Annotated in this window: 15 protein-coding genes; 13 read left to right on the top strand and 2 right to left on the bottom strand. The window is 40.7% G+C overall.

Features of this window, described 5'->3' with window-relative positions:
* The first annotated feature begins 1 nt into the window (after position 1).
* From ptsP to QM843_RS07770, 3 genes are all read left to right on the top strand, one after another.
* Complete coding sequence (ptsP, locus tag QM843_RS07780) at positions 2 to 1,735, top strand: phosphoenolpyruvate--protein phosphotransferase (protein WP_033685014.1); 1,734 nt, start codon at positions 2 to 4, stop codon at positions 1,733 to 1,735.
* A 131-nt stretch (positions 1,736 to 1,866) separates the two neighbouring features.
* Entirely contained in the window at positions 1,867 to 2,361 is a 495-nt protein-coding gene (locus tag QM843_RS07775) for a YkgJ family cysteine cluster protein (protein ID WP_000031481.1), read from the top strand.
* A 56-nt stretch (positions 2,362 to 2,417) separates the two neighbouring features.
* On the top strand, positions 2,418 to 2,957 hold the full coding sequence (locus tag QM843_RS07770) for a ClbS/DfsB family four-helix bundle protein (RefSeq protein WP_033685015.1): 540 nt from the start codon (positions 2,418 to 2,420) through the stop codon (positions 2,955 to 2,957).
* Positions 2,958 to 3,160: 203 nt separating this feature from the next.
* Here QM843_RS07770 and dhaQ read toward each other — a convergent pair whose 3' ends face one another.
* Both dhaQ and dhaS read right to left on the bottom strand, forming a co-directional pair.
* Positions 3,161 to 4,150 (bottom strand): DhaKLM operon coactivator DhaQ, encoded by a 990-nt coding sequence (dhaQ, locus tag QM843_RS07765; protein WP_000142828.1) that lies wholly within the window; start codon positions 4,148 to 4,150, stop codon positions 3,161 to 3,163.
* Entirely contained in the window at positions 4,147 to 4,677 is a 531-nt protein-coding gene (dhaS, locus tag QM843_RS07760) for a dihydroxyacetone kinase transcriptional activator DhaS (RefSeq protein WP_229294766.1), read from the bottom strand. Before dhaS ends, dhaQ begins: the two co-directional genes overlap by 4 nt.
* 153 nt (positions 4,678 to 4,830) lie before the next feature.
* Between dhaS and dhaK the strand changes: the two genes are divergently transcribed.
* From dhaK to QM843_RS07710, 10 genes are all read left to right on the top strand, one after another.
* Positions 4,831 to 5,820 (top strand): dihydroxyacetone kinase subunit DhaK, encoded by a 990-nt coding sequence (gene dhaK / locus QM843_RS07755; protein ID WP_414304739.1) that lies wholly within the window; start codon positions 4,831 to 4,833, stop codon positions 5,818 to 5,820.
* Positions 5,821 to 5,841: 21 nt separating this feature from the next.
* Positions 5,842 to 6,417 carry a dihydroxyacetone kinase subunit DhaL gene (dhaL, locus tag QM843_RS07750; RefSeq protein WP_001100267.1) on the top strand — a complete coding sequence of 192 codons (576 nt, stop codon included), beginning with the start codon at positions 5,842 to 5,844 and terminating at the stop codon, positions 6,415 to 6,417.
* Positions 6,417 to 6,791: a dihydroxyacetone kinase phosphoryl donor subunit DhaM gene (gene dhaM / locus QM843_RS07745; RefSeq protein WP_000534739.1), complete on the top strand. Its 375-nt coding sequence runs from the start codon at positions 6,417 to 6,419 to the stop codon at positions 6,789 to 6,791. Before dhaL ends, dhaM begins: the two co-directional genes overlap by 1 nt.
* A 598-nt stretch (positions 6,792 to 7,389) precedes the next feature.
* Positions 7,390 to 8,082 (top strand): pyrimidine 5'-nucleotidase PynA, encoded by a 693-nt coding sequence (gene pynA / locus QM843_RS07740; protein ID WP_000120612.1) that lies wholly within the window; start codon positions 7,390 to 7,392, stop codon positions 8,080 to 8,082.
* A 61-nt stretch (positions 8,083 to 8,143) separates the two neighbouring features.
* Entirely contained in the window at positions 8,144 to 8,797 is a 654-nt protein-coding gene (locus QM843_RS07735) for a uracil-DNA glycosylase (protein WP_000401338.1), read from the top strand.
* A gap of 9 nt (positions 8,798 to 8,806) precedes the next feature.
* Positions 8,807 to 9,271 carry an NUDIX hydrolase gene (locus tag QM843_RS07730; protein ID WP_001135783.1) on the top strand — a complete coding sequence of 155 codons (465 nt, stop codon included), beginning with the start codon at positions 8,807 to 8,809 and terminating at the stop codon, positions 9,269 to 9,271.
* 12 nt (positions 9,272 to 9,283) lie between these two features.
* Entirely contained in the window at positions 9,284 to 10,552 is a 1,269-nt protein-coding gene (locus QM843_RS07725) for a dihydroorotase (RefSeq protein ID WP_414304740.1), read from the top strand.
* Positions 10,553 to 10,593: 41 nt separating this feature from the next.
* Positions 10,594 to 11,955, top strand: a complete 1,362-nt coding sequence (locus QM843_RS07720; RefSeq protein ID WP_414304741.1) for an MATE family efflux transporter — start codon at positions 10,594 to 10,596, stop codon at positions 11,953 to 11,955.
* Between the two features lie 153 nt (positions 11,956 to 12,108).
* Positions 12,109 to 13,077, top strand: a complete 969-nt coding sequence (locus QM843_RS07715) for a thiamine pyrophosphate-dependent dehydrogenase E1 component subunit alpha (RefSeq protein WP_261031958.1) — start codon at positions 12,109 to 12,111, stop codon at positions 13,075 to 13,077.
* Positions 13,078 to 13,092: 15 nt separating this feature from the next.
* Positions 13,093 to 14,085 (top strand): alpha-ketoacid dehydrogenase subunit beta, encoded by a 993-nt coding sequence (locus QM843_RS07710; protein ID WP_000448714.1) that lies wholly within the window; start codon positions 13,093 to 13,095, stop codon positions 14,083 to 14,085.
* Positions 14,086 to 14,423: the final 338 nt, after the last annotated feature.

The following is a 14,423-nucleotide window of genomic DNA, read 5'->3' as shown; positions in this document are numbered from 1 at the left end:
AATGACAGAAATGCTTAAAGGAATCGCAGCATCTGACGGTGTTGCAGTTGCAAAAGCATATCTACTCGTTCAACCGGATTTGTCATTCGAGACTGTTTCAGTCGAAGATACAAACGCAGAAGAGGCTCGTTTAGATGTTGCTCTTGAAGCTTCTCAAAACGAGCTTTCACTTATCCGTGAGAAAGCTGTAGGTACGCTAGGTGAAGAAGCGGCACAAGTTTTTGACGCTCATTTGATGGTTCTTGCTGACCCAGAATTGATTGGTCAGATTAAAGAAACAATCCGTGCTAAGAAAGTCAATGCTGAAGCAGGTCTTAAAGAAGTGACTGACATGTTCATCACTATCTTTGAAGGCATGGAAGACAACCCATACATGCAAGAACGTGCAGCGGATATCCGCGACGTGACAAAACGTGTATTGGCAAACCTTCTTGGTAAAAAATTGCCAAACCCAGCTTCTATTAACGAAGAAGTAATCGTGATTGCACATGACTTGACACCATCTGATACAGCTCAATTGGACAAAAACTTTGTAAAAGCTTTTGTAACAAACATCGGTGGACGTACAAGTCACTCAGCTATCATGGCACGTACACTTGAAATTGCAGCTGTATTGGGAACAAATAACATCACTGAAGTGGTGAAAGATGGTGATATCCTTGCTGTTAACGGAATTACTGGTGAAGTGATTATCAACCCAACAGATGAACAAGCGGCAGAATTTAAAGCAGCTGGTGAAGCTTATGCTAAACAAAAAGCTGAGTGGGCACTTTTGAAAGATGCTCAAACAGTGACTGCTGACGGTAAACACTTCGAGTTAGCTGCTAACATCGGTACTCCAAAAGACGTTGAAGGTGTTAACAACAACGGTGCAGAAGCTGTTGGACTTTACCGTACAGAGTTCTTGTACATGGATTCTCAAGACTTCCCAACTGAAGATGAGCAGTATGAAGCATACAAGGCTGTTCTTGAGGGAATGAATGGTAAACCAGTGGTTGTTCGTACGATGGATATCGGTGGAGATAAGGAACTTCCTTACTTCGATATGCCACATGAAATGAACCCATTCCTTGGATTCCGTGCCCTTCGTATCTCTATTTCTGAAACTGGAGATGCAATGTTCCGTACACAAATCCGTGCCCTTCTTCGTGCTTCTGTTCATGGTCAATTGCGTATCATGTTCCCAATGGTTGCCCTTTTGAAAGAATTCCGTGCAGCCAAAGCAGTTTATGAAGAAGAAAAAGCAAACCTTCTTGCTGAAGGTGTTGCAGTTTCGGATGACATCCAAGTTGGTATCATGATTGAAATCCCTGCAGCAGCGATGCTTGCAGACCAATTTGCAAAAGAAGTAGACTTCATGTCAATTGGTACAAACGACTTGATCCAATACTCAATGGCAGCAGACCGTATGAACGAGCAAGTTTCATACCTTTACCAACCATATAACCCATCAATCCTTCGCTTGATCAACAACGTTATCAAGGCAGCTCACGCTGAAGGTAAATGGGCTGGTATGTGTGGTGAGATGGCTGGCGATCAAAAAGCTGTTCCACTTCTTGTCGGAATGGGCTTGGATGAGTTCTCTATGTCAGCAACATCTGTACTTCGTACACGTAGCTTGATGAAAAAATTGGACACTGCTAAGATGGAAGAGTACGCTAACCGTGCCCTTACAGAGTGTTCAACAATGGAAGAAGTTCTAGAACTTCAAAAAGAATACGTTAACTTCGATTAATGTCATTAACCTTGTAACCTAGTTGCAAGGTTTTTTGACGCATTTTGGGAAAGTATAGTCTAATAAACTCCACTTTTCAATGATGAAGAGGCATGATATAATAGGAGAAACAAATAGAATAAGAGAGAATCATGTCTAAAGAAATTGATATTGAATATTACCACCAGCTAGCCTTACAAAAGCAGAAGGAGCATCGTAAAGTTTTAGCCAATCTAAAGAAAAAGCCACCAAAAAATCTAGATAAGATAGCCCAGCAGATTCACCAAGAAGTATTTGAGGAAATTGATTGTACTGCCTGTGCCAACTGTTGCAAGACATTGGGACCTGACTTCAAGGAAGCAGACATCACTCGTATTGCTAAGTACTTTAAGATGAAATTACCTGCTTTTGAAGCTGAATTCCTTCAGGTAGATGAAGATGGTGATAAGGTTTTTAAATCCATGCCTTGTCCCTTTTTAGGAGGAGATAATCTCTGTTCCATCTATGACGTTCGTCCAAAGGCCTGTCGTGAATTTCCTCATACAGACAGGAAAAAGATCCATCAAATCAACCATTTGACGATTAAGAATACTTTGACCTGTCCAGCAGCCTATCTCTTTGTTGAGAAATTAAAGGATAAGTTATAGAGATTTAAAGGATAAAAAATTTCTAATAATAACTAACAATATGAGGGGAGAACTCTGTGCCTAGACCGAAAACAAAAGAGGAGCTAGTGCTGGCCTCTAAGGAAAACTATGAAAAGCTCAATCGTTTCATCTCCCAACTAAGTGAAGATGAGCTACAGACTCCATTTGATTTTTCAAGAGACCCAAAGAAAAAAGAATCTCACTGGAAAAGGGATAAAAATCTACGGGATGTCTTGATCCATCTTTATGAATGGCATCAGTTACTTTTGACTTGGGTATATTCTAATCAAGAAGGTCACGAAAGCCCTTTTCTCCCTGAGCTTTATAATTGGAAAACTTATGGAGAAATGAATGTCGCTTTTTGGAAGAAGCACCAGAAAACCTCCTTAGAAGAAGCGACTAGACTCCTAGAACAATCACATAGAGAGGTTTTAGAGTTGATAGAAGTTTTTAGCAATGACGAACTCTTTACCAAAGGTATCTATAAGTGGACGGGTGGGACAAGTCTAGGTTCCTACTTTGTCAGTAGCACGTCAAGCCACTATGATTGGGCTCTGAAAAAACTCAAAGCACATCAGAAGAATTGTAAAGGATAGATGGCCTATTTGAAATGTCAAGAATGAGTTCTTTTAAACGTAATACTCTTCGAAAATCAAATTCAAACTGCGTCAACGTCGCCTTGCCGTACTCAAGTACAGCCTGCGGCTAGTTTCCTAGTTTGCTTTTTGATTTTCATTGAGTATAAGATAAAAACAAAGGGCTATCAAGTGATGTAGCCCTTTTGAGTTATACAAGCAAATTACCATGCAAAAGCTGTCGTTGGAGCATTGAGCGCTTCTAACCACTGTTTATTTTTTACGGGGCAAAGAGTTACGGATATACCTGCCATATCTAGACTGGTCATAAATGTTCCTGATTTTATAAAGGTAATAGTGACTCCTTCAATTTCTAAGAGTTGAAGGATATCATTGATAAATATGCCCATTTCTAAGTTGCTGGTAGTGCCTAGATTATTTACAAGCAATATAAATTGATCACCCTTTTTCCAATGATAGTGCAATCTTAATTTACTTATAATTTCATTTGCAAGGATTTCCGATGATTGGAATGGGACGATACGATAGCCTTCTTCGCCATGTATCCCAATACCATAGGAAATATTTCCTTCTTCCAAGTTAAATAGTGGAAGGGTGGCTTGGGGGAGACTAGCAGCTTTCGTTGCAAAGCCAATTGTTGCGATTTCGGGAGCAAGCTGATGACCTAAATCAGTTAGTTGCTCGATGTTGGCACCATTTTGAGCTGCAAATCCTAGGATTTTATGAAGTAAGATTGTCCCTGCAAGCCCTCTTCCTCTAATTTGAAATCTATTGTGAGGTTCAATTGAAATATCGTCGTGTGCTAGACTATAGCCGACCTTAATTCCTTCTTTTCTAGCAGTGTTAATGGCCCAGCTAAATTCTTTGGTGTCTGCTTCGAAATTTTTTACAATGATGAAGACACCGTGACCATTGTTTAAAAAACGAATGGACTCTAAGATTTCAGTTCTTGTAGGAGGAGTAAATAATTGGCCATAGATAGCAGCAGTAAGCATTCCTTCTCCCACATATCCAATATGCGCAGGTTCGTGACCGGAACCTCCACCCGACAATATTGGAACCTGATGAGGATTGCGATTTTTTTGATAGACTAGTGGTAAAGTAGGGTGTTTTTCTAATTCAGGATGACTGCTGACAGTTGCCGAAATGTAACTTGAAATAATTTTCTGTTTATGATTTGAAATAAATGTCATTGTGGTCTCTTTCCAATAATGGTCATGATTAGAAAGTCTGGTTGTGGCACTGGACTTTTTTTATTGACGTAAGCCTTCACGATTTCTGCTAGAGCGTGTGAATGATAGTCTAGCAAAAAACAAGTATAAGCAGATGAATCGATATCAATCTGACTGTATTCTCTTAAAATTTTTGATACAAGCAAGCGACAGTAGCTGATAAAGTGGTCATAGAAGTTATTTTGCCCTTGAATATCAAAAAGTTGAATATAAAAGTCACGCTCTTGTTCGAAATAAAAAAATAATTCTTGTAATAGTTTTTGGCCCGAAATGAAGTCCAAGTTATTGGTGATATACTCGGTTAAGTCATTTTCAAATATCCAGTCTAGCAGTTCATATTTGTCAAGAAAGTGATTATAAAAGGTCTGTCTACGAATGCCAGCTGATTCCATGATATCCACAATGGAGATTTTGTCAAATTCTCTAGTAGCTAATAGGTCTCTAAATGCCTTGGCAATCCGTTTTTTTGTAATAAGTGATGATGCCATAGGAAGCCTTTCTGTTACTTACTTCATTTTACCAAAAAATTTTTTTAAACGGGTTTAAAAGGGGACAAATAATAGAATCTGTCCCTTATCATCCAGCGATAAAAAATATATAATGAAAGCGAAAACAAAGGTAAATACCGAAAGGAGTTTCTCATGAAAAAAATTATAAATGAACCGACACAAGTTGTTGATGAAATGTTGCAGGGCTTGTCATTTATGCATGATGACTTGGTTCAACGCTTAGATGGTTTTGATGTCATCGTTAGAAAGGCAGAAAAGACAGGAAAAGTTGGTCTCATTTCAGGTGGAGGTTCAGGACATGAACCAAGTCATGCTGGATTTGTAGGAGATGGAATGTTGTCTGCTGCCATTTGTGGAGCAGTCTTCACTTCACCTACTCCGGACCAAATTTTAGAAGCCATTAAGGCGGCTGATGAAGGTGCTGGAGTTTTCATGGTCATCAAAAACTATTCTGGTGACATTATGAACTTTGAAATTGCACAAGAACTTGCTGAAATGGAAGGTATTGATGTAGCAAGTGTAGTGGTTGATGATGATATCGCTGTTGAAAATAGTCTCTATACCCAAGGTCGTCGAGGTGTCGCAGGTACTATATTAGTCCATAAAATTTTGGGTGCTGTAGCTCGTTCTGGTAAATCATTATCTGAAATGAAGGACTTGGCCAATAAACTTGTCTTAGAAATTAAAACAATTGGGCTGGCCCTGTCTGGAGCAACCGTTCCTGAAGTTGGGAAACCAGGATTTGTTTTAGAAGATGATGAATTTGAATATGGTGTTGGTATTCACGGTGAGCCAGGATATAAAAAAGAGAAAATGCAACCTTCAGCACAATTGGCCTCAGAATTGGTTGAAAAACTATCTGAAGGTTTCCGACTTAAAGCTGGTGAACGCTATGGCCTTCTCATCAATGGTTTAGGAAGCACTCCTCTTATGGAGCAATATGTATTTGCAAATGATGTGGCTAAATTACTCCATGAAAAAGGTGTTGAGTTGGCGTTTAAGAAAATTGGAAACTATATGACTTCAATCGATATGGCTGGTTTGTCATTGACATTGATTCGATTGGCAGATGATGAGTGGTTGGATGCTTTAAATGCACCTGTTACAACACCAGCTTGGTAAAACTCAAGGAGGAAATGTCGCATGAATGTTGAACAAGCTCTTGAATGGATGAAGCTTTTTAATGAAAAGATTCAAGAACAGAAAGATTATCTTAGTGAGCTAGACACTCCTATAGGAGATGGAGACCACGGTGGAAATATGGCGCGTGGCATGGCTGCAGTTATGGAAAACTTAGAAGGAAAGCAATTTGAGACCAGCAGTGATGTTTTTAAACTTGTCTCAATGCAACTACTGAGCAAGGTAGGCGGTGCTTCTGGTCCCTTGTATGGCTCTGCTTTTATGGGCATGGCCAAGGCTGATTCAAATTCGAAAATAGAGGAAATCTTACAAAGCGGTTTGGATATGATTGTCAAACGTGGGAAAGCAGAAGTTGGAGAAAAGACAATGGTTGATGTTTGGACTCCTGTTATTGCTGCTTTGTCTGCAGGCCAATTGACTCAAGAGGTTATTGATAAGCTAGTGAATGCTACCAAAGATTTACTTGCAACTAAAGGAAGGGCATCTTATGTAGGAGAACGTTCTCTTGGACATATTGATCCTGGATCATTTTCATCAGGATTACTCTTTACTGCTCTTTTAGAAACTGGGGTGGTTTAATGGGAAGTATTGGTCTTGTTATCGTTTCACATTCTAAACACATTGCACAAGGTGTCGTTGAACTGATTAGTGAAGTAGCTAAAGATATTCCGATTACTTATGTAGGAGGAACCGAAGATGGAGGAATTGGAACGAGTTTTGATCAAGTAGATAGGGTTGTTTCCGAAAATCCAGCAGATACTTTATTAGCTTTTTTTGACCTAGGTTCTGCTAAAATGAACTTAGAAATGGTGGCTGATTTCAGTGATAAAAGTATCATGATCAATAGGGTTCCAATTGTAGAAGGTGCCTATACTGCAGCTGCTCTTCTTCAGGCTGGTGCAGAACTGTCAGTTATTCAAACACAGTTGTCGGAGCTTGAAATCAATAAATAAGGAATCATCCTATCATTTCTTTTATAGGTGAGTTATTGATTATCTCAACTATCAAATTTTAAGTAAATAATTTCAAAATCAGAAAGGGATTGCTTTATGCAGTTCCTTTTTAATGTAAAAGGAGTGGAATCATAGCGTTTCTAAATTGTTAATACTCTTCGAAAATCAAATTCAAACCACGTCAACGTCGCCTTGCCGTACTCAAGTACAGCCTGCGGCTAGTTTCCTAGTTTGCTCTTTGATTTTCATTGAGTATAATAATTCAAAACTGATTGTGATGGGACTATTCTAGCTTTAGAATCCTTCAAAAATTAAAATTTAAGGCAATCAATGTTTTAGAAGAGTGCGAAAACATTTAGTTTATAGGAATTCTAGATCTAGAATTGCATAGATATTTATGAAGTTAGAGTATTCGATAGTTAGGATTGTTCTATTCTGAAAGATTTTGACAATCAAAAGTCTAGAAGAGTGATTTATAAGTATACTTGTAGCCTTTAGTTGCGATAATTGTATGTCAAATAGATGGAATAAATTGGTATGGCTTTCTTACTTTATGCTATAATATTCATAATTCTTTTCAGAAAGGAAAACTCTCAAATTGTCCTACAAATTTCTACTTTTCGACCTTGACCACACTCTTCTTGATTTTGATGCTGCTGAGGATGTGGCTTTGACGCAACTTCTAAAAGAAGAAGGGGTTGCAGATATTCAGGCCTACAAAGACTTTTACGTTCCCATGAACAAGGCTCTCTGGAAGGATTTGGAGCAAAAGAAAATTAGTAAACAAGAGCTGGTTAACACGCGCTTTTCTCGTTTATTTTCTCATTTTGGACTGGAGAAAGATGGTAGTTTTCTAGCCCAACGTTACCAATTTTACTTAGCCCAACAGGGACAAACGATTTCTGGCGCTCATGAACTTTTGGACAGCCTCATCGAGCGTGATTATGACTTGTATGCTGCGACAAATGGCATTACTGCCATTCAGACAGGGCGTTTGGCTCAATCTGATCTGGCACCTTATTTCAATCAAGTCTTTATCTCTGAACAGCTGCAAACACAAAAGCCGGATGCTCTTTTTTATGAAAAAATTGGTCAACAGATTGCAGGTTTTAGCAAAGAAAAGACGCTGATGATTGGAGACTCTCTAACCGCCGACATTCAAGGCGGCAATAATGCTGGGATTGACACGATTTGGTACAATCCTCATCAACTCGAAAATCCCACACAAGCCCAGCCAACCTACGAAGTCCATTCTTACCGAGACTTGCTGGATTGTTTAGATAAACTGTAAAAAGTGGTTTAGACAGCCACTTTTTGCTATAATAGAGGCAGTAAAAACGAAGGAGTCGGCTATGGAACACTCGTCTTGGCATGCTTTGATTAAGGAGCAATTACCTGAGGGTTATTTCGGGAAAATCAATCAGTTTATGAATCAGGTCTATGCTCAGGGGACTATTTATCCACCCAAGGAAAAGGTTTTTCAGGCTCTCTTGACAACACCGCTTGAAGAAGTTAAGGTGGTGATTCTAGGGCAAGATCCCTATCACGGGCCAGGTCAAGCGCAGGGCTTGAGTTTTTCTGTACCGGACTCTATCCCAGCTCCACCATCCTTGCAAAATATCTTGAAAGAATTGTCAGATGATATCGGGGTTAAGAAATCTCATGATTTGACAGCTTGGGCTGAGCAAGGAGTCTTACTTCTTAATGCTTGTTTGACAGTTCCGGCTGGACGGGCTAATGGTCATGCTGGGCAGATATGGGAGCCTTTTACGGATGCTGTGATTCAGGTGGTCAATCATCTAGATAGACAAGTCGTTTTTGTACTCTGGGGAGCTTATGCACGCAAGAAGAAGGCCTTAGTTACCAATCCTCATCACTTGATTATCGAATCAGCCCATCCCAGTCCTTTGTCAGTTTATAGAGGATTTTGGGGTTCCAAGCCTTTTTCCAAGGCCAATGCATTCTTAAAAGAAACAGGACAAGAGCCAATCGATTGGCTTAGATAAGGAGAAAATATGCCTCAGTTAGCGACGATTTGCTACATTGATAACGGGAAAGAACTGCTTATGCTCCACCGTAATAAGAAGCCAAATGATGTTCATGAAGGAAAATGGATTGGTGTGGGTGGTAAGCTAGAGCGAGGAGAGACACCTCAGGAATGCGCGGTGCGTGAAATCCTTGAGGAAACAGGGCTCAAAGCCAAGCCAGTTCTAAAAGGTGTCATCACTTTTCCTGAATTTACACCAGATTTAGACTGGTACACCTATGTTTTTAAGGTGACGGAGTTCGAGGGGGATTTGATTGACTGCAATGAGGGGACGCTGGAATGGGTTCCTTATGATGAGGTTTTGAGCAAGCCGACTTGGGAAGGTGACCATACCTTTGTTGAGTGGCTTTTAGAGGACAAACCCTTCTTTTCAGCTAAGTTTGTTTATGATGGGGATAAATTGTTGGATACCCAAGTTGATTTTTATGAATAAAGGAGAAAGCAGATGCTACTAATCAAAAATGGTCGTGTTATGGATCCCAAGTCTGGTTTGGATCAAGTGTGTGATGTCTTGGTTGAAGATGGAAAGATTATCAAAATTGCGCCTGAAATTAAAGAAGAAGGCGCAGAAATCCTGGATGCTACAGGTCTTGTAGTTGCTCCTGGCTTGGTTGATATCCATGTTCATTTTCGTGAACCTGGTCAGACCCAAAAGGAAGACATCCATACTGGTGCCCTAGCAGCCGCTGCAGGTGGTTTTACCACGGTTGTCATGATGGCTAATACTAGTCCAACCATTTCAGACGTGGAGACTTTGCAAGAAGTTCTCCAGTCAGCTGCCAAAGAGAAGATTAATGTTAAGACGGTTGCGACCATTACTAAGAATTTTAATGGGCAAGATTTGACTGACTTTAAAGCACTCTTAGAAGCTGGAGCTGTTGGTTTTTCTGATGACGGTATTCCGCTTGAGAGCAGTAAAGTTGTCAAGGAAGCCATGGAGGAAGCTAAAAAGCTTAATACCTTTATTAGTCTTCATGAGGAAGATCCAGGTTTGAACGGTGTTCTTGGCTTTAATGAAAATATCGCTAAAGAACATTTCCATATCTGCGGTGCGACTGGGGTGGCTGAGTACGCTATGATGGCGCGTGATGTCATGATTGCCTATGCAACTAAGGCTCATGTCCATATTCAGCATTTGTCTAAGGAAGAAAGTGTCAAAGTAGTTGAGTTTGCTCAAGGGCTAGGCGCGCAAGTCACAGCAGAAGTAGCGCCACAGCATTTCTCTAAGACAGAAGCACTTCTTTTGACACAAGGTAGCAATGCTAAGATGAATCCACCGCTTCGTTTGGAATCAGACCGTCGTGCCGTGATTGAAGGTCTCAAGTCAGGTGTCATCACAGTTATCGCGACTGACCACGCGCCTCATCATGCAGATGAGAAAAATGTCGAAGATATTACCAAAGCGCCATCTGGTATGACTGGCTTAGAAACATCTCTATCTCTTGGATTGACTTATTTGGTCGAAGCTGGTGAGTTAAGCTTGATGGAATTACTCGAAAAAATGACATACAACCCGTCCAAGCTTTACAACTTTGAAGCAGGTTACTTGGCTGAGAATGGCCCAGCGGACATCACTATTTTTGATGTTAAGGCTGACCGTCTTGTGGACTCCCATTTTGCTTCAAAAGCAGCTAATTCACCATTCATCGGTGAAACCTTAAAAGGGCAGGTTAAATACACCATCTGTAAGGGACAAATCGTCTATCAAAACTAGGTGGGAGTCTGCTCTGTAAACAAAAAGAATAGAGCGCCTATATGTACCAAACCCATCATTTTAAAGACAAATTTATCTTATTTTTAAAGATATTTTTCCCTATCCTGATTTATCAATTTGCCAATTATTCTGCATCCTTTGTTGATACGACTATGACTGGCCAATACAATACCATGGACTTGGCTGGTGTGTCTATGGCAACCAGTATCTGGAATCCTTTCTTTACCTTTCTAACTGGTATTGTTTCAGCCTTGGTGCCCATCGTTGGCCACCATCTTGGTCGAGGCAAAAAGGAAGAAGTTGCATCCGATTTTTACCAGTTCGTCTATTTGGCCTTGGGTCTATCTGTGGTCTTGCTGGGGATGGTGCTTTTCTTGGCACCACCAATCTTGAATCATATTGGACTAGAAGCACCGGTGGCAGCAGTAGCGGTTCGCTATCTCTGGTTTTTATCTATCGGGATTATCCCCTTGTTGCTCTTTAGTGTCATTCGTTCCTTGCTGGATTCGCTGGGCTTGACCAAACTGTCCATGTACCTCATGCTTTTGTTACTCCCTCTCAATAGCGGATTTAACTATCTCTTGATTTACGGGGCCTTTGGTGTTCCAGAACTGGGAGGTGCTGGTGCTGGTTTAGGTACTTCCTTGGCCTACTGGGTCTTGCTTGGGATTTCTGTTCTGGTCTTATTTAAACAGGAGAAGCTCAAAACCTTGCATTTTGAGAAACGCATTCCGCTTAATATGGATAAAATCAAGGAAGGAGTTCGCTTAGGTCTGCCTATTGGGGGAACTGTCTTTGCGGAAGTAGCTATCTTTTCCGTGGTTGGTTTAATTATGGCTAAGTTCTCTTCTTTGATAATAGCTAGTCACCAGTCAGCTATGAATTTTTCAACTCTCATGTACGCCTTTCCTATGAGTATCTCATCGGCTATGGCCATTGTCGTTTCCTATGAAGTGGGAGCCAAGCGATTTGATGATGCGAAAGCTTATATTGGTCTAGGAAGATGGACTGCCCTCATTTTTGCGGCCTTCACCTTAACCTTCCTTTATATCTTTAGAGAAAATGTGGCCAGTCTTTATGGTAACGACCCAGAATTCATCGATTTGACAGCGCGCTTTTTAACTTATAGCCTTTTCTTTCAGTTAGCAGATACCTTTGCGGCACCGCTTCAGGGAATTTTGCGGGGGTATAAGGATACTGTTATTCCTTTTTACCTTGGTTTGGTTGGTTACTGGGGGGTGACACTCCCAGTAGCTATGGTATTCGACTCTCTAACAGATTTTGGAGCTTATTCCTACTGGATTGGTTTGATTATTAGTCTAATCGTGAGCGGGGTTCTCTACCGTTGGCGTTTAACTGTGATTATGAAGAGATTTGAATCTTTAGAAAAATCCAAACGCTAAAAAGTTTGTGAAAAAATATTCTTGATAAGAAAATCCCTTGTTTTCATGGGGTTTTCTTTTTTATTTTGTGAAATTTCTTTTAGAAAAACTTTGACAGTATTTGCCAAAAACGGTAAAATAGTAAGGTAAGAAGAAAGTTAGAAAGGCAAGAAGATGTCAACTTTAGATAAAAATCTTTTGCTAGAAATGTTCCGCAAGATGGAAGAAATCCGTCGTATGGACTTAAAAATTGCGCAATTAGTAAAGAAAGGGAAAGTGCCAGGAATGACGCACTTTTCTGTTGGAGAAGAGGCAGCTAACGTGGGTGCTATGTTGGCTCTCAACCCAGACGATTTGATCACATCAAACCACCGTGGTCACGGACAAGCTATTGCCAAAGGAATTGATCTCAATGGAATGATGGCTGAAATTCTTGGAAAATACACTGGAACCTGTAAAGGGAAAGGTGGTTCTATGCATATCGCCGACCTTGATGCTGGTAACCTCGGTGCCAATGGTATCGTAGGTGGTGGTATGGGAATCGCTGTTGGTGCAGCCCTCAGTCAGCAAATGCAAAATACCGGAAAAATCGTTGTCTGCTTCTTTGGAGATGGTGCGACCAACGAAGGTGTTTTCCACGAAGCAGTGAACATGGCTTCTATCTGGAACCTGCCAGTCATTTTCTATTGCATTAACAACGGTTACGGTATCTCTGCGGATATCAAAAAAATGACCAATGTAGAACATATCCATCAACGTAGCGCTGCATATGGGATTCCTGGAATGTTCATCGAAGACGGTAACAATGTCATCGATGTCTATGAAGGATTTAAGAAAGCTGTAGACCATGTTCGCAGTGGCAATGGTCCAGTCTTGATTGAAAGTGTCACTTATCGCTGGCTTGGTCACTCATCATCTGACCCTGGTAAATATCGTACGCGTGAAGAAGTGGAATTGTGGAAACAAAAAGACCCGATCGAAAACCTTCGTAAGTACCTCATTGAAAATAACATTGCAAGTGCCGAAGAATTGGAAGAAATCCAAGCGCAAGTCAAAGAAGCAGTAGAAGCTTCTGTCAAATTTGCGGAAGAAAGTCCATTCCCACCACTTGAATCAGCCTTTGAAGATATTTACGCAGACTAAGGAGAAAGAGATAAAATGGAAACAAAAACAATGTCCTTCCGTGACACCATTATCCTTGCTATGTCTGAGGAAATGCGTCGCGATGAAAATGTGTTCTTGATGGGAGAAGACGTCGGTGTCTTCGGAGGAGACTTCGGAACTTCTGTTGGAATGCTCGAAGAATTTGGTCCAGAACGTGTTCGTGACTGTCCGATTTCTGAAGCTGCCATCTCTGGAGCAGCAGCAGGAGCAGCCATGACAGGACTTCGTCCAATCGTTGATATGACCTTCATGGACTTCTCGGTTATTGCCATGGACAATATCGTCAACCAAGCTGCTAAAACACGTTACATGTTTGGTGGTAAAGGTCAGGTTCCAATGACTGTTCGATGCGCTGCTGGTAACGGAGTTGGTTCTGCAGCCCAGCACTCGCAATCACTAGAGTCTTGGTTTACTCATATTCCTGGACTTAAGGTTGTGGCTCCAGGTACACCTGCTGACATGAAAGGACTGCTCAAGTCTTCTATCCGTGATAACAACCCAGTTATCATTCTTGAGTACAAGTCAGAATTTAACCAAAAAGGGGAAGTGCCAGTTGATCCAGACTACACGATTCCACTTGGAGTTGGGGAAATCAAACGTGAAGGTACAGATGTAACAGTTGTTACTTATGGAAAAATGCTTCGCCGTGTGGTTCAAGCAGCTGAAGAATTAGCAGAAGAAGGCATTTCAGTTGAAATTGTTGACCCACGTACCCTCGTTCCGCTTGATAAGGATATCATCATTAACTCAGTTAAGAAGACTGGTAAAGTTGTTCTGGTCAACGATGCCCACAAAACAAGCGGCTATATCGGAGAGATTTCAGCTATTATTTCAGAGTCAGAAGCATTTGACTATCTAGATGCACCAATCCGCCGTTGTGCAGGAGAAGATGTGCCGATGCCTTATGCACAAAACCTAGAAAATGCAATGATTCCAACAGTTGAAAGCATCAAAGATGCCATCCGTAAAACATATAACAAAGAATAGAATTACATAAGATAAGTTATGTAAAACAATGGTTGATTTTAACTTTAGTAACTTGAGATATGTAATGTACCCAAGTTATTTCTAAAGTTGCGACAGGAGGGAGTCGAATCGATTTTATTCGACGAACGACTTAGTAAGTCTACTAGGTTGACCGCCTGATAGCGGCAACCGTAGTAACTTGAGACACGTTCCGTGTCCAAGTTACTTGTAGAGTTGAACTCGGGCTAAAAGCTCGGAAAAAAGATAAATCTCTTTGGCTTCATCGAAGTCTGCGTTGATTTCCTATTTTTCGGTCGCTTTTAAACGCCCTTTGCATCATTTAATTGAATTCGGACGGA

The organism is Streptococcus mitis (genome assembly GCF_047463435.1).
Classification (GTDB): domain Bacteria; phylum Bacillota; class Bacilli; order Lactobacillales; family Streptococcaceae; genus Streptococcus; species Streptococcus mitis_DS.
Note: the sequence above shows the minus strand (reverse complement) of the source record. Positions and strands in the feature narration are given on the sequence as shown.

What these genes read in the sequence shown, in the direction of transcription:
- QM843_RS07725 (WP_414304740.1), top strand. Translation starts at nt 9,284, where the DNA reads ATGCTACTAATCAAAAATGGTCGTGTTATGGATCCCAAGTCTGGTTTG.
- ptsP (WP_033685014.1), top strand. Translation starts at nt 2, where the DNA reads ATGACAGAAATGCTTAAAGGAATCGCAGCATCTGACGGTGTTGCAGTT.
- QM843_RS07720 (WP_414304741.1), top strand. Translation starts at nt 10,594, where the DNA reads ATGTACCAAACCCATCATTTTAAAGACAAATTTATCTTATTTTTAAAG.
- dhaS (WP_229294766.1), bottom strand. Translation starts at nt 4,677, where the DNA reads ATGGCATCATCACTTATTACAAAAAAACGGATTGCCAAGGCATTTAGA.
- dhaK (WP_414304739.1), top strand. Translation starts at nt 4,831, where the DNA reads ATGAAAAAAATTATAAATGAACCGACACAAGTTGTTGATGAAATGTTG.
- QM843_RS07715 (WP_261031958.1), top strand. Translation starts at nt 12,109, where the DNA reads ATGTCAACTTTAGATAAAAATCTTTTGCTAGAAATGTTCCGCAAGATG.
- dhaM (WP_000534739.1), top strand. Translation starts at nt 6,417, where the DNA reads ATGGGAAGTATTGGTCTTGTTATCGTTTCACATTCTAAACACATTGCA.
- QM843_RS07730 (WP_001135783.1), top strand. Translation starts at nt 8,807, where the DNA reads ATGCCTCAGTTAGCGACGATTTGCTACATTGATAACGGGAAAGAACTG.
- dhaL (WP_001100267.1), top strand. Translation starts at nt 5,842, where the DNA reads ATGAATGTTGAACAAGCTCTTGAATGGATGAAGCTTTTTAATGAAAAG.
- QM843_RS07775 (WP_000031481.1), top strand. Translation starts at nt 1,867, where the DNA reads ATGTCTAAAGAAATTGATATTGAATATTACCACCAGCTAGCCTTACAA.
- dhaQ (WP_000142828.1), bottom strand. Translation starts at nt 4,150, where the DNA reads ATGACATTTATTTCAAATCATAAACAGAAAATTATTTCAAGTTACATT.
- QM843_RS07735 (WP_000401338.1), top strand. Translation starts at nt 8,144, where the DNA reads ATGGAACACTCGTCTTGGCATGCTTTGATTAAGGAGCAATTACCTGAG.
- QM843_RS07710 (WP_000448714.1), top strand. Translation starts at nt 13,093, where the DNA reads ATGGAAACAAAAACAATGTCCTTCCGTGACACCATTATCCTTGCTATG.